At 74.0% G+C, this 25,987-nt stretch carries 24 protein-coding genes and 1 tRNA gene; 19 read left to right on the top strand and 6 right to left on the bottom strand.

Translation table 11 applies throughout. The features are described 5' to 3' along the window. The first annotated feature begins 42 nt into the window (after positions 1–42). Complete coding sequence (locus tag H7344_RS11200) at positions 43–3,288, top strand: ATP-dependent helicase (protein WP_186346099.1); 3,246 nt, start codon at positions 43–45, stop codon at positions 3,286–3,288. Further along, the gene (locus H7344_RS11195) at positions 3,285–6,596 is read left to right on the top strand and encodes an ATP-dependent DNA helicase (RefSeq protein WP_229707149.1); all 3,312 of its coding nucleotides are present in this window, start codon (positions 3,285–3,287) and stop codon (positions 6,594–6,596) included. The genes H7344_RS11200 and H7344_RS11195 overlap by 4 nt, the downstream gene beginning before the upstream one ends. Here the strand turns inward: H7344_RS11195 and H7344_RS11190 are convergent. Then, positions 6,548–7,627 (bottom strand): NAD(P)-binding domain-containing protein, encoded by a 1,080-nt coding sequence (locus tag H7344_RS11190; protein WP_186346098.1) that lies wholly within the window; start codon positions 7,625–7,627, stop codon positions 6,548–6,550. The two genes, H7344_RS11195 and H7344_RS11190, sit on opposite strands and share 49 nt — an antisense overlap. A gap of 45 nt (positions 7,628–7,672) precedes the next feature. Further along, complete coding sequence (gene aztD, locus H7344_RS11185) at positions 7,673–8,923, bottom strand: zinc metallochaperone AztD (protein ID WP_186346097.1); 1,251 nt, start codon at positions 8,921–8,923, stop codon at positions 7,673–7,675. A 90-nt stretch (positions 8,924–9,013) separates the two neighbouring features. On the opposite strand from aztD, the gene nudC reads away from it, so the two are divergent. Further along, complete coding sequence (nudC, locus tag H7344_RS11180) at positions 9,014–9,922, top strand: NAD(+) diphosphatase (protein ID WP_186346096.1); 909 nt, start codon at positions 9,014–9,016, stop codon at positions 9,920–9,922. Positions 9,923–10,081: 159 nt separating this feature from the next. Here nudC and H7344_RS11175 read toward each other — a convergent pair whose 3' ends face one another. Beyond that, the gene (locus H7344_RS11175) at positions 10,082–10,330 is read right to left on the bottom strand and encodes a mycoredoxin (protein ID WP_186346095.1); all 249 of its coding nucleotides are present in this window, start codon (positions 10,328–10,330) and stop codon (positions 10,082–10,084) included. A gap of 75 nt (positions 10,331–10,405) precedes the next feature. On the opposite strand from H7344_RS11175, the gene H7344_RS11170 reads away from it, so the two are divergent. The 7 genes from H7344_RS11170 to H7344_RS11140 all read left to right on the top strand — a co-directional run bounded on the left by H7344_RS11170 (position 10,406) and on the right by H7344_RS11140 (position 14,939). Further along, positions 10,406–12,427 carry an ATP-dependent DNA helicase UvrD2 gene (locus tag H7344_RS11170; protein WP_186346094.1) on the top strand — a complete coding sequence of 674 codons (2,022 nt, stop codon included), beginning with the start codon at positions 10,406–10,408 and terminating at the stop codon, positions 12,425–12,427. 211 nt (positions 12,428–12,638) lie between these two features. After that, positions 12,639–12,854, top strand: coding sequence for a hypothetical protein (locus H7344_RS11165; RefSeq protein WP_166190786.1), 216 nt, complete (start codon positions 12,639–12,641; stop codon positions 12,852–12,854). A 107-nt stretch (positions 12,855–12,961) separates the two neighbouring features. Then, on the top strand, positions 12,962–13,279 hold the full coding sequence (locus tag H7344_RS11160) for a WhiB family transcriptional regulator (RefSeq protein WP_166190788.1): 318 nt from the start codon (positions 12,962–12,964) through the stop codon (positions 13,277–13,279). Positions 13,280–13,363: 84 nt separating this feature from the next. Beyond that, the gene (locus tag H7344_RS11155; RefSeq protein WP_186346093.1) at positions 13,364–13,528 is read left to right on the top strand and encodes a hypothetical protein; all 165 of its coding nucleotides are present in this window, start codon (positions 13,364–13,366) and stop codon (positions 13,526–13,528) included. A 32-nt stretch (positions 13,529–13,560) separates the two neighbouring features. Next, entirely contained in the window at positions 13,561–13,755 is a 195-nt protein-coding gene (locus H7344_RS11150; RefSeq protein ID WP_186346092.1) for a hypothetical protein, read from the top strand. Positions 13,756–13,863: 108 nt separating this feature from the next. After that, positions 13,864–14,043, top strand: a complete 180-nt coding sequence (locus tag H7344_RS11145; RefSeq protein ID WP_186346208.1) for a hypothetical protein — start codon at positions 13,864–13,866, stop codon at positions 14,041–14,043. Positions 14,044–14,102: 59 nt separating this feature from the next. After that, positions 14,103–14,939: a TOMM precursor leader peptide-binding protein gene (locus H7344_RS11140; protein WP_186346091.1), complete on the top strand. Its 837-nt coding sequence runs from the start codon at positions 14,103–14,105 to the stop codon at positions 14,937–14,939. Between the two features lie 149 nt (positions 14,940–15,088). Here H7344_RS11140 and H7344_RS11135 read toward each other — a convergent pair whose 3' ends face one another. Next, entirely contained in the window at positions 15,089–15,247 is a 159-nt protein-coding gene (locus H7344_RS11135) for a DUF5679 domain-containing protein (protein WP_091115022.1), read from the bottom strand. A gap of 192 nt (positions 15,248–15,439) precedes the next feature. On the opposite strand from H7344_RS11135, the gene H7344_RS11130 reads away from it, so the two are divergent. From H7344_RS11130 to H7344_RS11120, 3 genes are all read left to right on the top strand, one after another. Further along, positions 15,440–16,234: an enoyl-CoA hydratase/isomerase family protein gene (locus H7344_RS11130; protein WP_186346090.1), complete on the top strand. Its 795-nt coding sequence runs from the start codon at positions 15,440–15,442 to the stop codon at positions 16,232–16,234. A 341-nt stretch (positions 16,235–16,575) separates the two neighbouring features. Then, positions 16,576–17,637 (top strand): PHP domain-containing protein, encoded by a 1,062-nt coding sequence (locus tag H7344_RS11125; RefSeq protein WP_229707148.1) that lies wholly within the window; start codon positions 16,576–16,578, stop codon positions 17,635–17,637. Between the two features lie 10 nt (positions 17,638–17,647). Beyond that, complete coding sequence (locus H7344_RS11120) at positions 17,648–18,184, top strand: M48 metallopeptidase family protein (RefSeq protein WP_186346089.1); 537 nt, start codon at positions 17,648–17,650, stop codon at positions 18,182–18,184. Here the strand turns inward: H7344_RS11120 and H7344_RS11115 are convergent. Together H7344_RS11115 and H7344_RS11110 are read right to left on the bottom strand one after the other, a co-directional pair. Beyond that, positions 18,115–18,744 (bottom strand): NUDIX hydrolase, encoded by a 630-nt coding sequence (locus H7344_RS11115; RefSeq protein WP_186346088.1) that lies wholly within the window; start codon positions 18,742–18,744, stop codon positions 18,115–18,117. The two genes, H7344_RS11120 and H7344_RS11115, sit on opposite strands and share 70 nt — an antisense overlap. Further along, complete coding sequence (locus H7344_RS11110) at positions 18,741–20,156, bottom strand: zinc-dependent metalloprotease (RefSeq protein ID WP_186346087.1); 1,416 nt, start codon at positions 20,154–20,156, stop codon at positions 18,741–18,743. The genes H7344_RS11115 and H7344_RS11110 overlap by 4 nt, the downstream gene beginning before the upstream one ends. Before the next feature lie 54 nt (positions 20,157–20,210). Between H7344_RS11110 and H7344_RS11105 the strand changes: the two genes are divergently transcribed. The 6 genes from H7344_RS11105 (at position 20,211) to H7344_RS11080 (ending at position 25,937) form a co-directional block, all read left to right on the top strand. Further along, a complete protein-coding gene (locus H7344_RS11105) occupies positions 20,211–20,639 on the top strand; it encodes a molybdenum cofactor biosynthesis protein MoaE (protein ID WP_186346086.1) in 429 nt (142 codons plus the stop codon). A 69-nt stretch (positions 20,640–20,708) separates the two neighbouring features. Next, the gene (locus H7344_RS11100) at positions 20,709–20,936 is read left to right on the top strand and encodes a hypothetical protein (protein WP_186346085.1); all 228 of its coding nucleotides are present in this window, start codon (positions 20,709–20,711) and stop codon (positions 20,934–20,936) included. A 43-nt stretch (positions 20,937–20,979) separates the two neighbouring features. Further along, positions 20,980–22,029 (top strand): YlbL family protein, encoded by a 1,050-nt coding sequence (locus H7344_RS11095; RefSeq protein ID WP_186346084.1) that lies wholly within the window; start codon positions 20,980–20,982, stop codon positions 22,027–22,029. A 29-nt stretch (positions 22,030–22,058) separates the two neighbouring features. Then, entirely contained in the window at positions 22,059–22,727 is a 669-nt protein-coding gene (locus tag H7344_RS11090; protein ID WP_229707147.1) for a PPA1309 family protein, read from the top strand. Next, complete coding sequence (locus H7344_RS11085; RefSeq protein WP_186346083.1) at positions 22,724–25,813, top strand: UPF0182 family membrane protein; 3,090 nt, start codon at positions 22,724–22,726, stop codon at positions 25,811–25,813. Before H7344_RS11090 ends, H7344_RS11085 begins: the two co-directional genes overlap by 4 nt. 50 nt (positions 25,814–25,863) lie before the next feature. Continuing rightward, a tRNA-Met gene (locus tag H7344_RS11080) sits at positions 25,864–25,937 on the top strand. Positions 25,938–25,987 lie beyond the last annotated feature (50 nt).

Here is a 25,987-nt window from a genome sequence, read left to right as displayed (position 1 = left end):
GGTCTGCCACGCACTGTCGGTGCGCGATGTTGTGATGGGTCCATGACCGCCACCGCCGCCGCACCAGCCGTGAGGACCCCCGGTACGACGTACCGCCTCGCGCGCCGTCCGGTGGCCGGTGCCGTCCCGACCCTCGACGAGCACCAGCAGCGCGTCGTCGACCACGCCGGGGGGCCGCTGCTCGTGCTCGCCGGGCCGGGCACGGGCAAGACGACGACGCTGGTCGAGGCGATCGTGCGCCGGATCGAGGAGGGCGCGCGGCCCGACCAGGTGCTGGCGCTGACCTTCTCCCGCAAGGCCGCCGAGCAGCTGCGCGACCGGGTGACCGCGCGGCTGGGCCGCACGATGGCGACCGGCTTGTCCTCGACGTTCCACTCCTTCGCCTACGCGCTGGTGCGGCGCTACGCGCCGGCCGAGCTGTACGCCGCGCCCCTGCGCCTGCTGTCGGCCCCCGAGCAGGACGTGGTGCTGCAGGAGCTGCTCACCGACGCGCCGGAGTCCGTGCGCTGGCCCGACCACCTGCGTGCCGCCGTCGGCACGCGCGGCTTCGCGCGCGAGGTGCACGCGGTGCTGGCCCGGGCCCGCGAGCGCGGCCTGGACCCGGCCGACCTGGCGGCGCTGGGCCGGGCCGAGGGCGTGCCGGAGCTGGAGGCGGCCGGGCTGTTCCTCGAGCAGTACCTCGACGTCCTGGGCGACCAGTCCGCGATCGACTACCCCGACCTGGTCGCGCGGGCCGTCATCGAGGCGCAGGTGCACCGCGAGGAGCTGCGGTCGCAGGTGCGGCACGTCTTCGTCGACGAGTACCAGGACACCGACCCCAGCCAGGTCGCGCTGCTGCGGGCCATCGCCGGCGACGGGCGCGACCTGACCGTCGTCGGCGACCCGGACCAGTCGATCTACGGGTTCCGCGGGGCCGACGTGCGCGGGATCCTCGACTTCCCTCGCGAGTTCACCACCCGGGAGGGCGAGCCGGCGCCGGTGGTCGCGCTCGGCACGACCCGCCGGTTCGGGTCGCGGCTGCTGCGCGCCTCGCGCACGATCGCCGCGTCGATCGGCGTCACCGGCTCCATCCCGCTCGAGCAGTACACCGCGTTCCGCAACCCGGTCCCGGCCGACAACGCCCACGGCCCGGGCAGCGTCGAGGTGCTCACCTTCGACACCCACCGCGCCGAGACCGAGCACACCGCCGACCTGCTGCGCCGCGCCCACCTCGAGGACGGCGTCCCGTGGTCGGAGATGGCGGTGCTGGTGCGCTCCGGCCGGGCCTCGATCCCGGGCCTGCGGCGCTCGCTCGCCGCGGCCGGCGTGCCCGTCGAGGTCGCCGCCGACGAGACACCGCTGGTGCGCGAACCCGCGGTGCTGCCGCTGCTCGGCGCGCTCGGCGTGGTGGTCGACGCGGAGGTCGAGGACCCGGCCGACGAGGACTTCGTCGGCGCTGACCGGGCCGAGGCGCTGCTGACCTCGCCGCTGGGCGGCCTGGACGCGACCGACGTGCGGGCGCTGACCCGCGCGCTGCGCGCCGCCTCGCCCGGCACCCCGGCGCGCGAGCTGGTCCGTCGCGCGGTGCTCGACCCCGCCGCGCTCGCCGGCCTCGACGGCGAGCCGGCCCGCCGGGCGCTGCGCCTGGCGGACCTGCTCACCCGGGCCCGGCAGGCGCTGGCAGAGGGCGCCACCGCGGAGGAGGTGCTCTGGCTGCTGTGGGACGGCACCGACTGGGGTCGCCGCCTGCGGCACGCGACGGCCGCGGGCGGGCAGGCCGCTCGCCTGGCCCACCGTGACCTCGACGCGCTGTGCGCGCTCTTCGAGGTGGCCGCGCGCACCGAGGAGCAGCAGGGGCACCGCAGCGTCCGCAGCTTCCTCGAGACGCTGCGCGCCCAGGAGATCCCGGCCGACACCCTCGCCGACCGCGGCGTGCGCGGGGAAGCTGTCCGGCTGCTCACGGCGCACCGTTCCAAGGGCCTGGAGTGGCGGCTGGTCGTCGTCGCCCATGTGCAGGAGGGCGCCTGGCCCGACCTCCGCCGCCGCGACTCCCTGCTCCAGGCCGACCGGATCGGCACCGACGGCCTGCTGCCGCCGCTGACCCGCGGCGCGATGCTCGCCGAGGAGCGGCGGCTGTTCTACGTCGCGGCCACCCGGGCCAAGCAGCGCCTGGTCGTCACCGCGGTCAAGTCGCCCGACGACGAGGGCGAGCAGCCCTCGCGCTTCCTCACCGAGCTCGGCCGCGAGCCGGTCCACCGGGTCGGCCGCCCGCGGCGCCCGCTGTCGATGGCGGGCCTGGTCTCGGAGCTGCGCCGCACCGTCGCCGACCCGGGTGAGCCCGAGGTCCTCCGCCGGGCCGCCGCCCGCCGGCTGCGGCTGCTCTCCGAGCTCGACGTCCACGGTCGCCCCGTCGCCCCGCAGGCGGAGCCCGCGACCTGGTGGGGGCTGCGCGCGCCGAGCAGGTCCGAGCGCCCGGTGCGCCCGGCCGAGGAGCCACTGACGCTCTCGGCTAGCGCGCTCGACGGCCTGCTGACCTGCCCCGCGCAGTGGTTCCTCCAGCGCGAGGCCGGCGGCGAGGTCGTCAGCTCCAGCGGCCAGGGCTTCGGCAAGGTCGTCCACGCGGTCGCGGAGCGGCTCGCCAACGGCTCCCTCGGGGTCGCGGCCGAGGACGTCGACGTCGAGCGCGACCTGATGCCGCTGGTCGACGAGGTGTGGGGACGGATGGAGTTCCGCACCCCCTGGTCCCGCGCCCGTGAGCGCGAGGCGGTCGCCGCCGCGCTCGAGCGCTTCCTCACCTGGCACCGGCGGCCGGGAGCCCGCACGGTGCTGGCGGTCGAGCCCAAGATCCGGGCCGAGGTGACCCTGCCGGACGGCCAGGTCGTCCGGCTGCACGGGTACGCCGACCGGCTCGAGCTCGACGAGGACGGCCGCGTCGTCGTGGTCGACCTCAAGACGGGCAAGTACGCCCCGACCGGGCCGGAGGTGCAGCGGCACTCCCAGCTCGGGCTCTACCAGCTCGCCGTCGACGCCGGTGCGGCCGACGAGCACCTCCGGGCGGCCGGCGTGGAGGGCCCCGGCACCTCCGGCGGCGCCGAGCTCGTCCAGCTCCGGCTGGGGGAGGAGCTGCCCAAGGTGCAGCACCAGCCGCCGGCCGACGGCGACGGTCCGCGCCTCGTCGAGGAGCAGCTCGCCGCCGCGGCGGCTGCGCTCCGGGCCGAGGAGTTCGTCGCCCGCCCCGGCGGGCACTGCGACCGCTGCGCCTTCACCGCGATCTGCCCCACCAAGGCCTCAGGGACGGTGCTCTCGTGACCTCGACCATGCCCGACCGGACCCCCGCCACCGGCGCGCCGGACATCACGACGCCCGAGCAGCTGCGCGACCTCATGGGCGTGCGGTGGACGTTCAGCGAGCAGCAGTTCGCCGCGGTCACCGCGCCCCTGGAGCCGGCGGTCGTCATCGCGGGCGCCGGCTCGGGCAAGACGACCGTGATGGCCGCCCGCGTGGTCTGGCTGGTCGCGACCGGCCGGGTCGCCCCCGGCGAGATCCTCGGCCTCACCTTCACCACCAAGGCGACCGCGGAGCTCCAGACCCGGATCCGCGACAGCCTGCGCCAGGCGGGGCTCCTGCCCGAGCGCGGCACCCGCGCACCCGGCCCGGACGGCGAGGAGCAGGAGGTCGAGGAGCCGACGGTCGCGACGTACCACTCCTACGCCTCCGCGTTGCTCTCCGAGCACGGCCTGCGCATCGGCCACGAGCCCGACACCCGGCTGATCGCCGACGCCAGCCGCTACCAGCTCGCCGCGCGTGCGGTGCAGCGGTACGCCACGCCGGTCGAGCAGCTGACCGACTCCCCGCGCCACGTCGTGCAGTACCTCCTCTCCCTCGACGGCGAGATGAGCGAGCACCTCGTCGGCCCCGCCGAGGTCCGCGCCCACGACGAGCGGCTGCGCCCGCTGCTGCTCGAGGGCATGGCCACCGAGCACCGCAAGACCTACCGCGCGCTCAACGAGAAGGCGGTCGCGGCGATCGACAAGCGGGCCGAGCTGCTCGGCCTGGTCGAGGCCTACCGCGCCCTCAAGCGGCACCACGGGCTGATGGACTTCTCCGACCAGATCGCGCTCGCCGCTCGGCTGGCCGAGCAGTGCCCGGAGGTCGGCGAGGCGGAGCGGTCGAAGTTCAAGGTCGTGCTGCTCGACGAGTACCAGGACACCTCGGTGGCCCAGGCTCTGATGCTGCGCCGGCTCTTCTCCGGTCCCGACCCGGACTCCGGCCTGGGCCACCCGGTGATGGCTGTCGGCGACCCCAACCAGGCGATCTACGGCTGGCGCGGGGCGTCGGTGTCGAACATCCTCGAGTTCACCCGCGAGTTCCCGGCCGCCGACGGCGCGCCGGGCACGACGTACCCGCTCACGGTCAACCGGCGCTCGGACGAGCGGATCCTGGCCACCGCCAACCACCTGGCCGCCGAGCTGTACGCCAGCCGGCCGGACCTGCGGCCCCTCGAGGCCGCGCCGGACGCCTCGCCGGGCGAGGTGCGCGCGGTCGTGCACGAGACCTGGGACGACGAGCTGGCCTGGCTCGGCGACCGGGTGCTGGAGACCCACGCGGCGCTCTCGGCGACCAAGGACGGCCCGTGCTGGCGCGAGATCGGCGTGCTCACCCGCGACAACGCGCACGCCGCGGCCGTCTTCGACGCGCTGAGCGAGCGGGAGATCCCGGTGGAGATCGTCGGCCTCAAGGGCTTGCTGCGGCTGCCGGAGGTCTCCGAGGTCGTCGCGACACTGACGCTGGTCCAGGACGTCACCGCCAACGCCGCGCTGCTCACGCTGCTAGCCGGGCCGCGCTGGGCGATCGGCCCGCGCGACCTCGCGCTGCTCGGCCGGCGGGCGCGGGAGCTGGCCGGCGACACCTCAGGGTCGACCGCCTTCGCCGACGTTCGTGCCCAGCTGGCCGCCGCCGTCGAGGGGGCCGACCCGACCGAGATCGCCTCGCTGTGCGACGCGCTGGAGGACCCGGGCGACCTGGCGTACTCACCCGAGGCGCGTGAGCGGTTCGCGCTGCTGGCCGCCGAGCTGCGGCGGCTGCGCCAGGCGGTCGGGGAGCCGATCCTCGACCTGGTCCGGCGCATCGTCGACACCACCGGCATCGACGTCGAGCTGGCCTCCTCGGTCAGCCCCGCGGCGGCCGCCCGACGCGACAACCTCGACCTGTTCGTCCAGGCGGTCGCGGAGTTCCAGGCCGTCGACGGCCAGGTGACGCTGCCGGCGCTGCTGGCGTGGCTGGAGGCCGAGGACGAGTTCGGCCAGGGGCTCGACGTCGCGACCCCGTCGGAGGCCGACTCGGTCAAGCTGCTGACCGTCCACCGGGCCAAGGGCCTGGAGTGGGACGCGGTCTTCCTCGTCGGCGTGACCGAGCGGAAGTTCCCGACCAACCGCACCCGGTCGAGCTGGCTGACCGTCCCGTTCGTCATGCCGACCGCGCTGCGCGGCGACGCCCGGGACCTGCCCCAGCTGGCGGGCCACTCACCTGAGGACATCAAGGCCCTGGCGGGGGCGGTCAAGGAGCACGAGGCGCTCGAGGAGCTGCGGCTGGGGTATGTCGCGTGGACCCGCGCCCGGCACTCCCTCTGGGTCTCGGCCTGGCGCTTCGCGCCGCACCTGAAGAGCGGCCTCGGCCCCTCGGCGTACCTCTGCGCGACGCGGGACGCGATGGCGGCCTGGGGCGCCGAGCCGGACCGCTGGGCCGACTGTGCGGTCAAGGGCGAGGAGAGCCCGTACGCCGACCGCTCGCCCGACCTGCCCTGGCCGATCTCGCACCGCACCGCCGAGGTCGAGCGGCGCATCGAGGCCGCCCGGCGGGTGCGCGATGCCGACCCGGTCACCGACGCCGAGCTGGCCGGCGGCATCGAGGACGGGATCGAGGACGTCCTCGAGCTCGAGCGGGTCCGACAGTGGGACGAGGAGATCGCCCGGCTGCTCGACGAGGCCCGGCGCGACCGGTCGCCGCACGTCGAGGTGGAGCTGCCGAGCAGCCTGTCGGCGACCTCGTTGGCCCGGCTGCGCGACGACCCCGACGAGCTCGCGCGCGACCTGGCCCGGCCGATGCCGCGGAAGCCGTCGTCGGCGGCCCGCTTCGGCACCCGGTTCCACGCGTGGGTCGAGGCGCGGTTCGGCCAGCAGCTGCTGCTGGACCCCGACGAGCTGCCGGGCCGCGCGGACGTCGACATCGACGACGACGCCGACCTCCAGGCGCTGATCGCGCTCTTCGAGGAGGGCCCGTTCGCCGAGCGCGTCCCGCACGCGGTCGAGCCGTCGTTCGCGCTGGTGGTCGACGGCCAGGTGGTCCGGGGCCGGATCGACGCGGTCTACCGCGAGGACACCGAGGACGGGGAGGGCTACCTCGTCGTCGACTGGAAGACCGGTCGCTCGGGGGAGGCCGACCCGCTCCAGCTGGCGATCTACCGCCAGGCGTGGGCCGAGCTCCACGACCTCCCGGTCGATCGGGTCCGGGCGGCGTTCTACTTCGTGCGCAGCGGGCGGGTCGTCGAGCCGGCGGACCTGCCGGGGCGTCAGGAGCTGGCGGCCCTGCTGCGGGTGGCGGACGCGCCGGAGAGGTAGCGCCGTACGGCCGTCGCCGCCGTCCGCCCGGCCCGGTTCGCGCCGATGGTGCTGGCCGAGGGGCCGTAGCCGACCAGCTGCACCCGCGGGTCGGCCACGGCGGTCGTGCCGTCGAGCTGGATGCCGCCCAGGTCCGAGCGCAGCCGCAGCGGCGCCAGGTGGGTGACGGCGGGCCGGAACCCGGTCGCCCAGAGGATCGCGTCGGCCCGCTCGAGCGAGCCGTCGGGCATCCGCACGCCGCCGGGCTCGACCGCGGTGAACATCGGGTGCCGGTCGTAGGCTCCGAGCCGGGCCGCCTCCTGCTCCTGCGGCCGCAGGGCCAGCCCGGTCACGCCGACCACGCTGGCGGGCGGAAGCCCGCGGCGTACCCGCTCCTCGACCAGCGCGACCGCCTCCCGACCCCGGTCGGGGGTGAAGTCGTCGGTGCGCCACACCGGCGGGCGACGGGTGACCCACAGCGTGTCGGCGACGAGCGCCAGCTCGCCGAGGTGCTGGACGGCCGACGCGCCGCCGCCCACGACCACGACACGCCGGCCCCGGAAGTGCTCGGAGCCGGGGAAGGCGACGGTGTGCCACTGCTCGCCCCGGAACGACTCGACCCCGGGGTAGTGGGGCACGAACGGCCGCCGCCAGGTGCCGGTCGCGTTGACCAGCGTGCGGGTGGTCCAGCTGCTGTCGCCGGCGTGCACGACGAGCAGGCCGTCCGGCCCGTCCTCGACGCGGCCGACCTCGACCGGGCGGACGACGGGGAGGTCGTGGGTCCGCTCGTAGTCGGCGAAGTACGCCGGCACGACGACGTTGGCCCGGCCCTGGCCCCGGGCGTGCTGGTCGGCCGGCGGGTCGGCGTCGGGGAGCGCGGCGACGCCGTGGACGTCGTGCATGGTCAGCGAGTCCCAGCGGTGCTGCCAGGCACCGCCGGGCGCGCGGTCGGCGTCGAGGACGACGTGGTCGAGGCCGAGGCGGCGCAGGTGGTACGACGCGGAGAGGCCGGCCTGGCCGGCGCCGACCACCACCGCGTCGTACGTCCTCATGTCGTCCTCAACGCCGGGGCGACGAGGGTTAGTCCGTCGGGCCGCTCATCCCGCAGTCGCGACGACCTCGTCCGGGGTGTGCGGCAGCCGGTGGGTGTCCACGACCTCGCCGGAGCCGAGGTCGACGACGTGCAGCCGGTCGCGGGCGGGCTCGGTGACGTACGCCGTGTCCCCGACGACCTGCACGGTCGGCCGCGGCTGCTGCCAGTCCGTCGGCTCGCGCCACGGCTCGACCACCGGGAGCGAGCGGCTGACCTCGGCGCGCCGGACGTCGACCACGTGCAGCGCGCCGTCGGTGCCGAGGACCAGGCCGTCGCCGTCCGCGGTCCGGGCCAGGGACCGGAAGGAGTAGCTGGCCGGCAGGTCGACCAGCCGCAGGGTCGCGTCGCGGGTGTCGACGACCGCGACCCGGGTCGGCCGCTCGAGCTCGGCGTCCGGGTCGCTCTTGTAGTCGCCGAGGACGAACGGCGAGCTCTCGTGCCCGGCCTGGTTGCCGATCCGGCCGTACGCATCGGGGCTGTCGACCTTGGTGATCGTTCGCCCGTCGACGACGAGCAGGCCGTCCTCGCAGCCGACGACGGCGACGTCGCCGGCGAAGGCCTCGCCGTGCACGCCGGGGCACTCGTCGCTCGCAGCCAGCTCGGCGCCGGCGGCGGTGACCACGCGGACGCCCGAGCGGGACTCGGCGTCGCCGACGGTGTGCAGGAGGGTGCCGACGGCGCTGCGGACCGCGACGCCGTGGTGCGGCTCGGGCAGCGTGGTCGTCTCGACGACTGGGTCCTCGCCCTCCGCGATGCGGAACGGGTCGACCACCGTGACGACGCCGGTCCCGTCGTCGAACAGGGTGGTGAGCCCGTCGTGGGCGACCGCGTGCCCGGGCTCCTCGGCCGCCACGGAGAAGGACGTCAGCGCCGGCTCGGTGCTCCAGGAGTGGCCGTGGTCGCCGTGCGCCTCGGTCCAGGAGCCGAGGTCGAGCGCGGTGAACGCGCCGGCGGCGGAGACGAACGCGTGCCGGCCGTCGCCGGCCGGGTTGAGCCGGACGTAGCCGTCGAGCGGCTCCTCGAGCAGCACCTCGCCCGACTCCGGGTCGAGCACGAGCACGCCGCCGTCGTACGACACCGCGACGCGCGGCTGAGGTCCGGCCTCCTCGACCGCCGCCGGCCCCGCTTGGGACGTCGCCGAGCCGTCGGCCGGGCTCGGTGCGCTCGTGGGAGAGGAGGACTCGCCGCAGGCGAGGAGGGAGGCCGACACGAGGGTCAGCAGGGGTGGCAGGAGCAGCGCTCGCTTCATCGTCATGAGAATGATTCTCAGAGCAAGTGAGAATGGTTGTCAACTGGGGCCGGTGTCGGGCGGCGCGGGTCAGGGCTGCCGGTCTAGCCTCCGGACGTGATCGCCCCGCACCTCAAGCTGGCCCAGGACCCGCACGACCGCGTGGCGGTCCACCGCAAGGACGACGCCTGGCTCGCCGAGAGGTGGGCCGACGAGGACACCCGCGTGCTGGTGGTGTCCGGGACCCGCGTGCGCCCGGCGGACGGGCGCGTCGCGTGGGTGCCGCCGTCGCAGGCGCCCGACGGGCTGCGGGTCCTGCTGGGGGAGCGCGAGGGGCGGGTGTGGTTCGCCGTCGTCACCGGTCCGGAGGAGGCGAAGGGGGACGCGTCCTGGTTGCCGCTGCGCGGCCTGCTGCCGTCGCTGTCGGACGACAACCTCGCAGTCGCGCCGCTGGTCCTCCATGCGCTCGGCCTGGCCGAGTGGCACTTCGCGACGCGCTTCTGCCCGCGCTGCGGCGGTCGCCTCGATGCGACCGCGGCGGGTCACGAGCTGGTGTGCACGCAGTGCGGGAAGTCGCAGTTCCCGCGCAGCGACCCCGCGGTGATCATGGTCGTCACCTCGGGCGAGCCGGGCGCCGAGGACGAGCGGTGCCTGTTGGGGCGCCAGGCGGTGTGGCCGGAGGGGCGCTACTCCACGCTGGCCGGCTTCTGCGAGCCCGGCGAGACGCTGGAGGACGCCGTGCGTCGCGAGGTGGCCGAGGAGACCGGCGTGGTCGTCGGCGAGGTGGAGTACTTCAGCAGCCAGCCGTGGCCGCTGCCCGCCAGCCTGATGGTCGGCTTCGTCGCCCGCGCCACCTCCACCGAGATCACGGTCGACGAGGTGGAGATCGAGGACGCCCGCTGGTTCACCCGCGCCGAGATGCGCGACCAGGCCACCTCCGGCGAGCTGGTGCTCCCCGGCGGCGTCTCGATCAGCCGCTCGCTCATCGAGCACTGGTACGGCGGCGAGCTGCCCGGCCAGTGGTGACCTCCCCGCGCCGCCGGGGCGGGCGGCGTACGCGCATGTAACGACAGGTTCGCCGCTCTATCTGCACGTTGCAGCGTGCAGGTAGAGCGGCGAACGTCGCGTTACAAGGGCGACGCGGTCGCGCCGAGCCCGGGCCCGGGTCTGGGCCTGGGCCGGGGATCAGGCGATCGCGGCCAGCTTCTCCTTGACCTGCGCGAGGGAGGGGTTGGTCTGGGCGGTTCCGTCGGGGTAGACGAGCGTGGGGACGGTCTGGTTGCCGTTGTTGGCGGACTCGACGATCTTCGCGGCCTCGGGCGCCTGCTCGATGTCGACGACGTCGTAGGTGATGCCCTCGCGGTCGAGCTGGCTCTTGAGCCGGTGGCAGTAGCCGCACCACGGGGTCGTGTACATCGTGAACTGGCCGCTCATCTGGACTGTCGCCTCCGGCGTCTAGGGTCTGGAACACCTGATCAAACCACCGTCCCTCAGGAGTTGTTCCCTTCCATGACCGGCCCCGACGACCTGCTCGCCGCGCTCGACCCGGAGCAGCGTCGGGTCGCCGAGGCGCTGCGGGGGCCGGTCCGCGTGCTGGCCGGTGCGGGCACCGGCAAGACCCGCGCGATCACGCACCGCATCGCGTACGGCGTCGCGACGGGTGTCTACGCGCCGACCGAGGTCCTGGCGGTCACCTTCACCACCCGCGCGGCCGGCGAGATGCGGGGGCGGCTGCGCACGCTGGGGGCCGGCGGCGTGCAGGCGCGCACGTTCCACTCCGCGGCGCTGCGCCAGCTGCGGTACTTCTGGCCGCACGTGCACGGCACCGAGCTGCCCCAGCTCATCGAGTCCAAGATCGGCCTGCTCGCGACGGCCGCCCGCCGGCAGCGGATCTCCGCGGACCAGGCGCTGCTGCGCGACCTCGCCTCGGAGGTCGAGTGGGCGAAGGTGAGCAACGTCCAGCCCGACGACTACCCGCGGGTGGCGGCGGCGCGCGGGCGCAGCGTCACCAACCTCGACCACCACGCCGTCGGCCGGGTGTTCAGCAGCTACGAGGACGCCAAGCGTGAGTCGGGCCGGATGGACATGGAGGACGTCCTGCTGCTGACCGCCGGCATGCTCGCCGAGGACGAGCGGGTCGCGGCGCAGGTGCGCCGGCAGTACAAGTTCTTCGTCGTCGACGAGTTCCAGGACGTCTCGCCGCTCCAGTCCGCCCTGCTCGACCTGTGGCTCGGTGGCCGCGACGAGCTCTGCGTCGTCGGCGACCCGGCGCAGACGATCTACTCCTTCGCCGGCGCGAACGCCGACTACCTGCGCGACTTCCCCAAGCGCTACCCGGGCACCACCTCGGTCGAGCTGGTCCGCAACTACCGCTCCACGCCGCAGGTCGTCGACGCGGCCAACACGCTGCTCGCGGGGACGCCGAGCCAGGGCGTCGACCTGCGCGCGCAGCGTCCGTCCGGCCCGCCGGTCACCTACTCCGCGCGCCCCGACGAGGTCGCCGAGGCCGAGGACGTCGCCGCGCGCATCCTCAAGCTCCGCGACGCCGGCCGCCCGCTCGGCGAGGTGGCGATCCTGTTCCGCATCAACGCGCAGTCCGAGGCGTTCGAGGAGGCGCTCGCCGCCCGGCGGATCCCGTACGTCGTCCGTGGCGCCGCCCGATTCTTCGACCGCCCCGAGGTGCGCGAGGCGGTGACGCGCATCCGCGGCGCCGCCCGATCCGGGGAGGGCGTCGGCGTCGTCGGCACCGTCACCGCGACGCTGGCCGGCATGGGGTGGACGCCCGAGGCGCCGGCGGCCCGCGGCCAGACCCGCGACCGATGGGAGTCCTGGCAGGCGCTGGTCGACCAGGCGAGCGAGTTCGAGGCCGGCGGGGGAGACCTCGAGGCGTTCGTGGCCGACCTCGACCGCCGCGCCGCCGAGCAGCACGCGCCGGTCGCCGACGGCGTCACGCTGGCGACCTTCCACGCCGCCAAGGGCCTGGAGTGGGACTCGGTCTTCCTCTGTGGTCTCCAGGACGGCACGCTCCCGATCACCTACGCCGACACCCCGCTCGCGGTCGAGGAGGAGCGGCGGCTGCTGTACGTCGGCATGACGCGGGCCCGCCTCGACCTCGCGCTGTCGTGGGCGGCCGCGCGCAACCCGGGCGGCCGCGCGTCGCGACGGCCCTCGCGGTTCCTCGACCCACTGCTGCCGGAGGAGTCCCGGGCGCAGGACCAGCCGCGGCGGCGCAAGGTCGCCGGCTGCCGCGAGTGCGGCAAGCCGCTGACGAGCGCCATCGAGAAGAAGCGCGGCCGCTGCCACGACTGCCCCGCGTCGTACGACGAGGAGCTCTTCGAGCGGCTGCGCACGTGGCGCAAGGAGCGGGCCGATGCCGAGTCGGTGCCGGCGTTCGTCGTCTTCACCGACGCCACCCTGCAGCTCATCGCCGAGCACAAGCCGCAGACGCCCGAGGCGATGCTGCGGATCAGTGGTATAGGCCGCTCGAAGGTCGATAAGTACGGCGAGGACGTGCTCGACCTCGTCGGCTGAGGCCGTTTGCGCAGGTCAGCCGAGATCGGGCCGCGCACGCCCGAGCAGCCGTGCCGGTTGCCCCGGAAACGGTTGAAGAAGAAATCGGCGAAATGCCCAATAAATGGTTTGCCCCTTACCGAGCCGGGGCGCTAACTTCACGTCACCAGCCAACGCGCACGACGGTCCTGACAAGACCGGCGCCCGAAGCACCGAAGGAGGTGGCCCCGCGATGAACAGCACCGTGAACCTGTGGATGACGGCTCAGACCCCGTCCCGCTTCGCCATGCCCACGTGCGGCCACGCCTCGATCGGCGCCACCGGTGTCATCGTCCGCGATCGTCGGGAGGACTCCGTCCTTCCCGCGGCCATCGCCGGCAAGCGCGACGCGGCCCGCACGCAGGCCTACTTCCCGGGTACCACCGCCTGGAGACCACCGATCTGCTGAGACTCCTCAGCACCGGCGACCTCCAGGCCGCGGAACCCGAAACCCGGGATCCGCGGCCTTTCTGATTTCCCGCACACCCGCGATCAGAGCAAACAAGGAGGTGAAACATGACCATCAGCGTTCTCGACCGCAGCCCTGCAGCGGAGCCCACCCTCGGCCTCCTGCACGACCAGGCGGCCTCGGTGGACGACGAGCTGCTGCCGTGCCGGGTGAACAACCCCGAGCTGTGGTTCGCCGAGTCCCCGTCCGACGTGGAGCACGCCAAGGCTCTCTGCCAGGAGTGCCCGGTCCAGGCCCTGTGCCTCGACGGGGCCCTCGACCGTCGCGAGCCCTGGGGTGTCTGGGGCGGACAGCTCTTCCTCCAGGGAGTGGTGATCCCCCGCAAGCGGCCCCGTGGCCGTCCCCGCAAGAACGACGCCGCCTGACCGGCGGCCGGCACCACGCAGCACCGCACCACGCAGCACCGCACCACCCGACCAACATCCCTCACTCACGACAAGGACGTCGCGATGAACCACCTGACCGTAGAGATCGCCCGCGCGCACATGGACGCGCGCCTCGGCGAGGCGACGCGAGCCCGCAGGTCCTCCCAGCTGGCCCGCTCGATCCGGAACCACCGCAAGGCCGAGCAGGCCGTGCAGCAGGCCCGGACCGACCTCGCCCGAGCGCTCTGAGCGCGCCTGACACCCGAAGGACCGACCTCACCATGACCACCGACCAGAACCGGAGCACCGACATGAATCTTCTCCACGAGAACCTGGCCCGCGCACAACAGGCCGCGCGCCTGGGAGAGGCGCAACAGTCCCGCCGCGGCCACGAGATGGCCCGTGCCCTCCGCCTGAGCCGCAAGGCCGAGCGGGCTGCGCAGCAGGCGCGCCTCGCCCTGGCCCGTGCTCTCTGACGCGGACCGACCTCACCCTGATCGCGGGTGATGCAAGAGAGGAGCCCGGCGCCACGACGTGGTGCCGGGCTCCTCGGCGTCCACGGCCGTTCTCGCTACCCTCGAACGATGGACGACCCCGAGCTGCCGCGCACGTGCGCCTGGTGTGGCCGGCAGGAGACCGACCTGGTCCGCAGCCTCACCTGGACGACCGCCCTCGAGAACGGCCGGCCCCGCACCTTCTGCGACGCCTGCTCCCGCGAGCACCTCCGCGCGATGGAGGGCAAGCTCGACAGCGAGCACTGGTAGCCGCCCACCCCTGTGGAGGACCGGTCGCGCGCCTCGCGGCGGCGTGTGACGCTGCCGGCATGAGCCGCACGCTGCGCCCCGGACTGGTCGTCGCCCGTCGCGACGACGGGCACCTCCAGGTCGGGCTCGACCCGCCGCGGCGGGTGGTGCTGCCCGACTCCGCGGAGGTACGCCGCGTGCTCGACGCGGTCGTCCGCGGGGCCCGGCCCGAGGGTGGCCCGGTGGCCGACCGCGTGCTGGTCGGGCTCGAGGCGGCGGGCCTGCTGGTCGACGCCCGGCCGGGAGGGCGCGCGTCCGTCGAGGCCGCCCGCGCCCGGCACGGTGACGACGCGGCTCGTCGGCTGGCGCGCCGCGCGGCGACCTCGATCTCGGTGGACGCGCCGCCGGCCCTGGTCGAGCAGGTCGTGCCGCTGCTGGTCGCCGCCGGCCTGCCGGTGACGGCGCCGGGCTCGGCGAGCGTGCACGTGGCGCTGGCGCCCGGCGTGGTCGCGCGCGACCGGCTCGACGGCTGCCTGCGCGCCGGCGTCCCGCACCTGGCCGTGGCCGGACGCGAGGGCGGGTGCACCGTCGGCCCGTTCGTGGTGCCCGGCCGGACCGGCTGCCTGCGGTGCGCGGACGCGCGGCGGGCGGAGGCCGACCCGCGGCGGGCGGTCGTGCTCGAGCAGCTCGCCCGGGCCCCCGCGGCCGCGTGCGACCCGGTGGTCGTCGCGCTCGCGCTGGCCTGGGCGGTCCGCGACCTGGTCGCGTGGGCCGAGGGCGACCAGCCCTCGACCTGGGGCGCGGCGTACGAGCTCGGCGGGGTCGTGCCGGAGCGGGTGACCGTCGACCCGCACCCGCACTGCGGCTGCGCCTGGGCCGACCTCGGGACCGACCTCGGGGTCGCCCGCACCGCGTGACCTCCGGCCGGCGGCCGGCGGCCGGCGGTCACGGAGCAGCCGTCGACAGCCGTCGGTCGACAGCCGTCAACAGCCAGGGACGACTCCGGCGGCGCTCCCACGAGGGGGAGCGCCGCCGGACAGCGTCTCGGTGCGTGGGGCTCGGAGCCTCAGGCCTTGCCGAGGATGCGGTTGAGGTTGGTGCTGCAGACGGGGCACACGGCCTTGGCCATGCGGGTGCCCTTGTCGTTGACCTTGACCTCGCCCTCCGCCTCGCGCTTCTCCTTGCACTTGACGCAGTAGAACTCGCCGCTCCAGGTCTCCGCCATGACGGCCTCCTTGCCTAGACCCATGCGGGTCTTCCTCGGGTCTCACTCGGTGGTCGCGACGGGACGCAGGGGATGCCCGCCGGTGTCCCACGGCGAGACGCCGCCGGACCGTTCTCGACGATACGACACCGCGCCGTTCCGGCCCCGCAGGCGCTCCGCGGCCCGAGGAGCGCCGTCGGTAGCCTGCCGCCCATGGCTGACCTCACCCACCTCCGTCTGGACCGGACCGACGACGGCGTGGCCGTCCTGACCCTCGACAACCCGGACATGCGCAACGCGATGTCCGACGAGATGACCGCCTCCTGGGTGCGGGCGATCGACGAGCTCGCGGCCGACAGGTCGGTGCGCGCCGTCGTCGTGACCGGTGAGGGGTCGGCGTTCTGCTCCGGCGGCAACACCGGCTGGATCGCGAGCGAGCCGGACGCGTCGGTCGACTACCTGCGGACCCGGATGATGGCGTTCTACCGGGCCTGGCTCTCGATCCGGAAGCTCGAGGTGCCGACGATCGCCGCCGTCAACGGAGCGGCCATCGGGGCCGGGCTGTGCCTGGCCCTGGCCTGCGACATCCGGTACGCCGCCCGTGGCGCCAGGCTCGGCGCCCCTTTCGTGAAGCTCGGCATGCACGCGGGCATGGCCGGCACCTACCTGCTGCCCAACGTGGTCGGCGAGGCGCACGCGCGCGATCTGCTCCTGACCGGCCGGGTGGTCCAGGCAGACGAGGCGCTGACCATGGGCATGGTGTCCCGGGTCATCGAGCCCGGGGGCTTCCTCGACGAGGTCATGGAGGCCGCCCACGGCATCGCCGCCACCGCGCCGATCGCGAGCAGGCTGACCAAGCTGGCGCTGCTCGACGGCGGCCACCGCGACTTCGAGGCGTGCATCCAGTGGGAGGCGATGGCCCAGCCGATCACGCTCGCCACCGCCGACCTGCAGGAGGGCATCCGCGCCAGCCGCGAGAAGCGGCCCCCGGCCTTCACCGGCGAATGAGCACCGGCGAGTGACCGCCGGCCACCCCGTACGTGGCGAGGCCCCCGGCCGCCGCGCGACACCCGCCTTCCCCTTGCGGATGTCGTGCGCCGGGCCCGGGGGCCTCGTCTGCTCCTCACGCTAGGTTCGGCGGGGACGACGGTCAACGCCCGCGATCCTCAGCCTGTGGACGAACCTGTGGACACGGCTGTGGACCGACCGCCGGACCCGTGGACGACACGCGGCGGAACCTGGGAGGAGCCTGGGGAGGACACGCCCGAGCGGCGCACCGGCGGGCGGCTGACCTGGGACGACGGTCCTCCACGGGCTGTGGAGGAGAAATAGACGGACGGAGGTGGGCTGTGGGCGAGCAGCCCGAGGTGCCGGCGGCGTACACCGCGGGGCCGGTCGCCGCGCTGCGGCGGATCGCGTTCCTGCTCGAGCGGGCGCGGGAGGACACCTACAAGGTCAAGGCCTACCGCGGCGCGGCCGCGACGATCCTGCCGCTGCCCGACGACGAGGTCGCCCGGATGGTCGACGAGGGCACGCTGACCGACCTGCCGGGGGTGGGGAAGTCCTCGGGCCGGGTCATCGCCGAGGCGGTGCGCGGAGAGACGCCGCGGCGCCTGGCCGAGCTGGAGACCGAGCACGCCGGCCCGCTCACCGAGGACGAGCACGGCGCCCACGACCTGCACGCGGCGCTGCGCGGCGACTGCCACTCCCACTCCGACTGGTCCGACGGCGGCTCGCCCATCGAGGAGATGGCGATCACCGCGATGGAGCTGGGCCACGAGTACCTCGTGCTCACCGACCACTCGCCGCGGCTGAAGGTGGCGCGCGGCCTCAGCGCGGAGCGCCTGGCCCGCCAGCTCGACGTGGTCGATGCGGTCAACGAGCACCTGGGCGGGTCGTTCACGCTGCTCAAGGGGATCGAGGTCGACATCCTCGACGACGGCGGCCTCGACCAGACCGAGGAGATGCTCGACCGGCTCGACGTCCGGGTCGCCAGCGTCCACTCCAAGCTGCGGATGGACCGCGACGCGATGACGCGCCGGATGGTCGCCGCGACGAGGAACCGGCACATGAACGTCCTGGGCCACTGCACCGGCCGCCTGGTGACCGGCGGCCGCGGCACCCGCCCGCCCTCGCAGTTCGACGCGCGCGCGGTCTTCGAGTCCTGCGCCGAGCACGACGTCGCCGTGGAGATCAACTCCCGGCCCGAGCGCCGCGACCCGCCCACCGAGCTGCTCGAGCTGGCCCGCGACATCGGCTGCGTCTTCTCCATCGACAGCGACGCGCACGCCCCGGGGCAGCTGGACTTCCTCTGGTACGGCGCGGAGCGGGCCGCCGCGGCCGGGATCGAGCCCGACCGCATCGTCAACACGTGGCCGAAGGAGCGCCTCCTGGCGTGGGCGACGAAGTAGGTTCCCGCACATGGGAGTGCGCCAGGACGTGGAGGTGCGCCGCTCGAAGCGGCGGCGCCGCACGGTCTCGGCGTACCGCGACGGCGAGCGGATCGTCGTCCTCGTCCCGGCCAGCCTGTCCCGCGCCGAGGAGGCGGACTGGGTGGAGAAGATGGTCGCCCGGCTCGAGCGGTCCGAGCGCCGCCGCAACCCCTCGGACGACGACCTGCTGGCGCGGGCGCGGCTGCTGAGCGACCGGTACCTCGGCGGCATCGCCGTGCCCGAGTCGGTCCGCTGGGTCGACAACCAGAACGCGCGCTGGGGCTCGTGCACCCCAGGCGACCGCTCGATCCGGCTGTCGGTGCGGCTCCAGGGGATGCCGTCGTGGGTCATCGACTACGTGATGGTGCACGAGCTCGCGCACCTGATCGAGGCCGGTCACGACGCGCGGTTCTGGGCGTGGGTCGACCGCTACCCGCAGACCGAGCGGGCCAAGGGCTACCTGCTCGGCTGGTCCGCGGCCGCGCGGGTCGACCCGCCGTCGTCGATGCAGGACGAAGTCGACTGACCCAGCCGGTCCAGCGCCAACCGGTCCGAAGCCAGCGCGACCAGCTCGGCGAGCTCCGGGTTCGGCAGGTCCTCGACCGGCCACCACCGCACGTCGACCGACTCCTCGCTCACGGCGTACGCCGCCTCCGCCGGCGCGACCGCGAGGAAGCGGACGTCCAGGTGGTGCACGGGACGTCCGTCGGCCAGCGGCCCCCCGCAGAACGGCACGGCGTGCTCGGAGAGGTGCACCGGCTGCGGGTCGACCAGCAACCCGGCGATCCCGGACTCCTCGGTCGCCTCGCGCAGCGCGGCGCCGGCGAGCGTGGTGTCGCCCGGCTCGCAGTGCCCGCCGAGCTGGAACCACTCGCGCGCCTTGGCGTGCAGCGTCAGCAGCACCCGCTCGCCGGCCGCGTCGACGACCAGCGTGCTGGCCGTGACGTGGTCGGGCCGGCAGGACCGCCCCAGCCCGTCGGGATGGGCCTCCAGGTGAGCGACGTACCGCTCGCGCAGCGCCTCCTGCGCAGGCCCGGGCGCCGTCCAGGCCGTCAGCAGCGCCAGCGCGTCGGCGTGGAGGCTCACTCCTCGTCGGAGCCGCGCGAGCCGTCGGACCCGGAGCCGTCGGACCCGGGCTCGAGCAGCTTGCGGAGCTCGGCGTCGAAGGCCTCGTCGGTCAGCTCCGCGGGCGCGCCGGCGTCCTCGCGGAAGCCCAGCGGGTCGTCGAGGTCGGCGGCGGTCGGCAGCAGGTCGGGGTGCATCCACACGCCGTCGCGGCCCTCGATGCCCTGGCGGGTGCGCAGCGAGCCCCACAGGGTGGAGGCGTCGCGCAGCCGGCGAGGGCGCATCTCGAGCCCGACGAGCGAGGCGAAGGTCTGCTCGGCCGGCCCGCCCGCGGCGCGCCGGCGGCGTACCGCCTCCTGCATCTTGGCCGCGGCCGGCATCCGCTCGGCGGTGGCCTGGCCGACGACCTCGTCGACCCAGCCCTCGACGAGCGCGAGCGCGGTCTCGAGCCGCTGCAGCGCGGCCTCCTGGCGCGGCGACTTCGGCATCTCGAACAGGCCGCCCTCGAGCAGCTGCTGCATCGACTCGGGGTTGGTCGGGTCGACGCCGCGCATCTGCTCCTCGATGCGGGCCTGGATCGCCTCGGCGTTGATCTCGACGCCCTTGGCGAAGTCGGTGACCGCGGCGATGACGTGCTCGCGCAGCCACGGGACGTGGGCGAAGAGCCGCTGGTGGGCGGCCTCGCGCAGCGCGAGGTAGAGCAGCACGTCGTCCTCGGTGACGTCGAGACCCTCGGCGAAGGCCGTGACGTTGGTCGGCAGCAGCGCGGCCCGGCCGGGCTGGGCCAGCGGCACGCCGACGTCGGAGACGCTCAGCACCTCGCCGGCCAGCGCGCCGAGCGCGGAGCCGACCTGGCTGGCGAGCATCGCGCCCATGGCCTTGCCGAGGATGCCGAGGATCGGGCCGGCCTGCGCCTTGGCCTCCGGCGGCAGCGCGTCGGTGATGCCCGAGGTGGACTGCTCGGCGACGGGCGCGACCAGCACCTTCCAGACCTCGGCGGTGCCGACGACCCACTCGGCGCGGCTCCAGGCGGTCGTGGAGGTGACTCCGGAGGGGAACGACGTGGTGTCGTCGAGCCAGTGGTCGGCGAGGCGGAGGGCGTCGGCGACGGCGTCCTTCTGCCGCTGGGTCGGCGTCGGGTCCGGCTGGGGGACGGCCTTGCGGGCGGTGTCGAGCGCGAGGTCCCAGTTCAGCGGACCGTCGTAGGGCTGCATCATCGCCTGGATCTGGCCGAAGAGCTGGGAGAGGTCGGGCATGCCGCCGCCCGCGCCTCCCGGGAGTCCGCCCGGGAAACCACCGGGGAATCCGCCGGGGAATCCGCCGGGGAAGCCACCGGCGCCACCGGAGAAGAACGCCTCGAAGGGCGTGCCCTTGAACGGGTTCTGGCCCGGGTCCTGGCCGTCGTCGGGACCGTCCGACGGGTTGTTCGTCATGCTCCCACGGTACGCGGCGGGCCCAGCGGCGAGCACGCGACTAGGGTCGGCCCCATGACCCATCCGGCCGTCCGCCTCGTCGGCCTGCGCGAGACCGCGCTCGACGTCGACGAGGTGCTCCGCTCGCTCGACGACGACGCCTCCGGCGGGCTGGTCCTCTTCGTCGGCCGCGTCCGCGACCACGACGGCGGCAAGGGCGTCACCGGCCTGGACTACTCCGCCCACCCGACGGCACTCGCGAAGCTGGCGGAGGTCTGCGACCGGGTCGCCGAGGAGCACGACGTGCACGGCGTCGCCGCCGTCCACCGCGTCGGCAGCCTCGCCATCGGCGACGCCGCCGTCGTCGTCGCGACCGCCTCCGCCCACCGCGGCACCGCCTTCGAGGCCTCCCGCGTCCTCATCGACACGTTGAAGGACGAGGTGCCGATCTGGAAGCACCAGCGCTTCGGCGACGGCACCGAGGAGTGGGTCGGCTCCCCGTAGCCCCCGTCGGCCCGGGGCAGCGGGCGTGGCTCCGCCGGAACGAGCGGCCCGCCGCCTAGCCTTCGGGGCGTGGAGATCCTGCTCTGGCTCGTGCCGCCCGCCGTGGTGACGGCCGTGGCGATGGTGTGGGTGTCGTGGCTGGGCCGCGAGGGTCGCGGGGAGGTCGACCGCGAGGTGGCCGTCCGGCGGATGGGCGCAGCGATCGAGCGGGGCCAGCGGCCGACGTACGCCGCACCCGCGCGACGCGAGGACCGCAGCACCGGCGTCGCCGTGCGCCCCTCCCGCCGCGCCTCCTGAACCGGCCGGAGCCCGGCTTGCCGCCTGATGAGAAGGTGGCGCCATGACGCAGCGCACGATCGCCGCCCTCCTGGCGGTGCCGCTGGTCGTGGCGCTGCTCGTGGCGGCGGCCCGCCACCCGCTGCCGTACGTCACCTACGAGCCCGGCCTGACCGTCGACGTGCTGGGGACCGACGGCGGCAAGGAGATCGTCGAGATCGACGGGGAGCAGACCTACCGCGAGGACGGCGAGCTGCGGATGACCACGGTCTTCGTGTCGCGGCCGAACGCCGACGTGTCGCTCTTCGAGGTGATGAAGGGCTGGCTCAGCGACGAGGACGCGGTCTACCCCTACGAGGCGGTCTACGAGGTGGGGACCACCGACGAGGAGAACGAGGCCGAGGGCGCGGTCGACATGGTCACCTCCCAGGACGCCGCCACCGCGGTCGCGCTGACCGAGCTGGGGTACGACGTGGAGCCGGCCGTCGAGGTGCTCCTGGTGACGGAGGGGACCCCGGCCGAGGGGCGGCTGCGGGTGCGCGACGTGTTCCTCGAGGCCGACGGCGTCGAGATCGAGGAGCCGCAGGACCTCGTGGACGTCGTGAAGGCGGCCGAGCCCGGCGAGCCGGTGACCTTCCGCGTGCTGCGCAAGGGCGAGGAGCGCACGGTGGAGGTCGTGCCCGAGGAGGTCGACGGCCGGCCGCAGGTGGGCGTGCGGCTCGGCACCGGGTTCACGTTCCCGTTCGAGGTCTCGGTCAACGTCGACCCCCAGATCGGCGGCCCGAGCGCCGGGCTGATGTTCAGCCTGGCCATCTACGACACCCTCACCCCGGGTTCGCTGACCGGCGAGGCGATCGTGGCCGGCAGCGGCACGATCGACCCGGAGGGCAACGTCGGGCCGATCGGCGGCATCCAGCAGAAGATCGTGGGAGCACGCGACGCCGGTGCCGCGTTGTTCCTGGTGCCGCCCGACAACTGCGCGGACGCGCTCGGGGCGCCGGCCGACGACATGGAGCTGGTGCGCGCGGAGACGATGCACGACGCCGTCGAGGCCATCGAGACGTGGGTGGCCGACCCCGACACCGAGGACCTGCCCGGCTGTGACGAGAACTGACGAGGACCAGACGTGACCGAGGACCAGACGTGACCGAGGACCAGGTGCCCGACCCGACCGCGGACGACCACGGCGACCAGGCGGACAAGGACGGCCTGCTCGACGACCTGGACACCGACCCGGCGCTCGCGTCGGCGGTGCTGGAGATCGAGTCGCACCTGGCCGGTGACGGCTGGGACCAGCCGGCCCGCTTGTACGCGTTGGTCGAGACCGGGGCGCTGGTGCGCCAGGAGCCGGCGCTGGCGGCGCAGATGGGGCTGGACGCGTCGTCCGAGCAGGGGTCGCTGACCGCGATCGAGCAGGACCAGCTGGCACCCGACGTACCCCTGGAGCAGGTGCTGGAGACGATCCTGTGGCCCGCCGGTGTGACCGGCTGCGCCGCGGTCGTGGAGCGGCTGGTGCTGCCGCCCGGCGCGGACACCGAGGTGCCGGAGGACCCGGCGGAGGCCGAGGCGTTCGCCCGCGAGCACCCGGACCGCCAGGAGGTCCGCATCGTCGCGGGGGCGACCCGCGACGGATCGACGTACTGCGCGCTGCGGTTGCGCGCGCACGACGACGACCAGTCGGTCGTCGGGGGCGCCGACCTGGTGCCCGGCCTGCTCGCGCTGCTGCAGGCCACGCTGGAGGAGGACGAGGGAATGAACCACACGACCGCACCCACTGACGGACGCACCGACCAGCCGGGAGGGTCCGCGTGAGCGAGCTCTTCGCCGACGACCCTCGCGACACCCCGCCGCCGGAGCGGGAGGTGCCGCGCCGGTCGCGCGCGCTGGCCATCACCGCGGTCGTGGTGGTGCTGGCGTTCTTCGGCCTGACGACGTTCGCGTCGTTCTACACCGACCGGCTGTGGTTCCGCGGCGCCGACTACGGCTCGGTCTTCACGACGCTGTTCTGGACGCGGACCGGCCTGTTCCTGGTCTTCGGCGCGCTCATGGCGATCGTCGTCGGCCTCAACATGTGGTTGGCCTACCGCTACCGCCCGGCGTTCCGGGTCCCGGGCTCGGACCAGAGCGGCCTGGAGCGCTACCGCGAGGCGGTCACGCCGATCCGCACCTGGCTGCTGGTCGGCGTCGCGCTGGTGATGGGCGTCTTCGCCGGCACCTCGGGGTCGGGGGAGTGGCGCAACTACCTGCTGTGGCGCAACGGCAACGCCTTCGGGGACGACGACCCGTACTTCGGGCGCGACATCGGCTTCTACGTCTTCGACCTGCCCTGGCTGCACTTCCTCGTCGACTTCACCATGGCGGTCGTCGTCGTGGCGCTGCTCGCGGCGGCCGTCGTGCACTACCTGTACGGCGGCATCCGGCTCCAGGTCTCGACCGACCGGCTCTCGGGCGCGGCGCAGGTGCAGCTCTCGGTGCTGCTGGGCATCTTCGTGCTGGCCAAGGGCGTCGACTACTACCTCGACCGCTTCGACCTGGTGACCCAGGGCGGCGAGCTGTTCACCGGCATGAGCTACACCGACGACCACGCGGTGCTGCCGGCCAAGAACATCCTCATGGGCATCGCGCTGGTGTGCGCGGTGCTGTTCTTCCTCAATGTCTGGCGCCGCACCTGGATCCTGCCGTCGATGGGCCTGGCGCTCATGGCGCTCTCCGCGGTGCTGCTCGGCCTGATCTGGCCCGGCATCGTCCAGCAGTTCCAGGTCAACCCCTCCCAGGCCGACAAGGAGGAGCCCTACATCCAGACCAACATCGACGCCACCCGCGCGGCCTACGGCGTGGCCGACGTGGAGGTCGAGGAGTACTCCAGCGACCCCGACCTCGACGTCAACATCGGCACGCTCGACGGCGGCACCGCGTCGGTCCCGCTGGTCGACCCGCAGCTGGTGCGCGCGGCGTTCGAGCAGCGCCAGCAGGTCCGCGCGTTCTACTCGGTCGCGCCGGTGCTCGACGTGGACCGCTACGAGATCAACGGCGAGGACCGCGCGCTCGTGCTCGGCGTCCGCGAGCTCGACCAGGACAACCTGGGCGACGACTCGCGCAACTGGTCCAACCTGCACACCGTCTACACCCACGGCAACGGCATCATCGCGGCGTACGCCAACCAGCGCCCGGAGGACAACTCCGCGCAGGCCGAGGCCGGGGAGGAGGCCGACGAGGCGGACAGCGTCTCGGAGGCCGACAACGTGCAGTGGGCCGAGGGCAGCGGGCCGGGCCAGGAGGACCTGACCGAGGCGACCGGCGGCTACGAGACGCGGGTCTACTACGGCGAGCAGAGCCCGGAGTACTCCATCGTCGGCAAGGCCGACGAGGAGAGCCCCGACGTCGAGCTGAACCTGCCGACGCCGGGCGGCGAGGACCAGGGCACGGTGACGACCTACGAGGGCGACGGCGACGTCGCGATCGGCGGCTTCTTCAACCAGCTGATGTACGCCGTGAAGTTCGGCGAGCCGAACTTCCTGCTCTCGGGCCGCGTGAACGAGAACAGCAAGATCCTCTACAACCGCGAGCCTCGGGACCGCGTCCGCAGGGTCGCGCCGTGGCTGACGGTAGACGCGGATGCCTACCCGGCCGTCGTCGACGGGCGGATCCTGTGGATCGTCGACGGCTACACCACGACCGACCGCTACCCGCAGGCGCAGCGCGAGTCGCTCGACGAGATGACCGACGACTCGCTCGACACCCCGGGCGCGCTGCGGACGATCCCGACCGACGAGATCAACTACATGCGCAACGCGGTCAAGGCGACCGTGGACGCGTACTCCGGCGAGGTCACGATCTACGCCTGGGACGAGGAGGACCCGATCCTCGAGGCGTGGAGCAACGCCTTCCCCGGCACGGTCACGCCGAAGGGCGAGATCACCGACGAGCTGATGCAGCACCTGCGCTACCCCGAGGACCTGTTCAAGGTGCAGCGCTTCCAGTTCGCCCGCTACCACGTCACCGACCCGCGTGACTGGTACCAGGACAACAACCGGTGGGAGGTCCCGGAGGACCCGTACACGCGGGGCACGCTCCAGCCGCCGTACCGGCTCTTCGTCCGCAACCCCGGCGACGCCGAGGAGACCTTCGCGCTGTCGTCGGTCTTCGTCCCCTACAACAAGGACAACCTCGCGTCGTTCGTCTCCGTCGACGCCGACGCGTCGAGCGAGACCTACGGGCGGATGCGCGTGCTGCAGTTGCCCAACGAGCAGACCGACGGGCCAGGGCAGGTGGCCAACGCGTTCGCCACCGACCCGCAGATCGCGGACCTGGTCGCGGACTTCAACCGCTCCGGCGCGCGACCGGTCTACGGCAACCTGTTGACCCTGCCGGTCGCGGACGCGCTGCTCTACGTCCAGCCGGTCTACTCGATCCGCGAGATCACCGACTCCGGCTTCCCGATCCTGCGCTACGTGCTGGTGCGGTACGGCGACGAGGTCGGCGTGGGGACGACGCTGCGCCGCGCGCTCGCCGACCTGCTCGGTGTGTCCGCGGGCTCGGCCGGCTCGGGCTCCGGCTCGGGCAACGGGTCGGGCGGGTCCGGTGGCTCCGGTGGCTCCGGCTCGAACGGTGGCCAGGACGAGCCCGGGGGCGAGCTGACCGGCACCCGTGCCGAGCAGATCGCGCAGCTGCTCGAGGACGCCGAGGACGCCTTCGCCGCCGCGCAGGCCGCCCTCGCCGACGGCGACCTGGCGACGTACCAGGAGCGCGTCGAGGCCGCCGAGCGCGCCGTCGCCCGGGCGCTGGTGCTCTCCGGCCAGGCCGCGGGCTCGGAGGAGGGGTCGGGCGAGGGCTCGGGTGACACCGACGAGGAGTCGACCGAGCCCAGCGCGGACGCCTCCGAGGAGGCCGCCGGGTAGACCCCGATTTGGCGGCTCTCCGCCCCGTGTCGTAACGTTGGGTTCACCGACGCGGGGTGGAGCAGCTCGGTAGCTCGCTGGGCTCATAACCCAGAGGTCGCAGGTTCAAATCCTGCCCCCGCTACACAGATGAACGGCCCGGACACACAGTGTCCGGGCCGTTCTGCTTTTCCG

Source organism: Nocardioides deserti (assembly GCF_014266025.1).
Lineage (GTDB): Bacteria > Actinomycetota > Actinomycetes > Propionibacteriales > Nocardioidaceae > Nocardioides > Nocardioides deserti.
This window is presented reverse-complemented; position numbering and strand designations above follow the sequence as displayed.

Bases quoted from the DNA above. Each gene is read 5' to 3' on its own strand.
- H7344_RS11120 (WP_186346089.1), top strand. From the start codon at position 17,648: ATGGGAGTGCGCCAGGACGTGGAGGTGCGCCGCTCGAAGCGGCGGCGC.
- H7344_RS11130 (WP_186346090.1), top strand. From the start codon at position 15,440: ATGGCTGACCTCACCCACCTCCGTCTGGACCGGACCGACGACGGCGTG.
- H7344_RS11150 (WP_186346092.1), top strand. From the start codon at position 13,561: ATGACCACCGACCAGAACCGGAGCACCGACATGAATCTTCTCCACGAG.
- H7344_RS11135 (WP_091115022.1), bottom strand. From the start codon at position 15,247: ATGGCGGAGACCTGGAGCGGCGAGTTCTACTGCGTCAAGTGCAAGGAG.
- H7344_RS11170 (WP_186346094.1), top strand. From the start codon at position 10,406: ATGACCGGCCCCGACGACCTGCTCGCCGCGCTCGACCCGGAGCAGCGT.
- H7344_RS11165 (WP_166190786.1), top strand. From the start codon at position 12,639: ATGAACAGCACCGTGAACCTGTGGATGACGGCTCAGACCCCGTCCCGC.
- H7344_RS11190 (WP_186346098.1), bottom strand. From the start codon at position 7,627: ATGAGGACGTACGACGCGGTGGTGGTCGGCGCCGGCCAGGCCGGCCTC.
- H7344_RS11110 (WP_186346087.1), bottom strand. From the start codon at position 20,156: ATGACGAACAACCCGTCGGACGGTCCCGACGACGGCCAGGACCCGGGC.
- H7344_RS11105 (WP_186346086.1), top strand. From the start codon at position 20,211: ATGACCCATCCGGCCGTCCGCCTCGTCGGCCTGCGCGAGACCGCGCTC.
- H7344_RS11095 (WP_186346084.1), top strand. From the start codon at position 20,980: ATGACGCAGCGCACGATCGCCGCCCTCCTGGCGGTGCCGCTGGTCGTG.
- H7344_RS11155 (WP_186346093.1), top strand. From the start codon at position 13,364: ATGAACCACCTGACCGTAGAGATCGCCCGCGCGCACATGGACGCGCGC.
- H7344_RS11200 (WP_186346099.1), top strand. From the start codon at position 43: ATGACCGCCACCGCCGCCGCACCAGCCGTGAGGACCCCCGGTACGACG.
- H7344_RS11160 (WP_166190788.1), top strand. From the start codon at position 12,962: ATGACCATCAGCGTTCTCGACCGCAGCCCTGCAGCGGAGCCCACCCTC.
- H7344_RS11175 (WP_186346095.1), bottom strand. From the start codon at position 10,330: ATGAGCGGCCAGTTCACGATGTACACGACCCCGTGGTGCGGCTACTGC.
- H7344_RS11140 (WP_186346091.1), top strand. From the start codon at position 14,103: ATGAGCCGCACGCTGCGCCCCGGACTGGTCGTCGCCCGTCGCGACGAC.
- H7344_RS11145 (WP_186346208.1), top strand. From the start codon at position 13,864: ATGGACGACCCCGAGCTGCCGCGCACGTGCGCCTGGTGTGGCCGGCAG.
- aztD (WP_186346097.1), bottom strand. From the start codon at position 8,923: ATGACGATGAAGCGAGCGCTGCTCCTGCCACCCCTGCTGACCCTCGTG.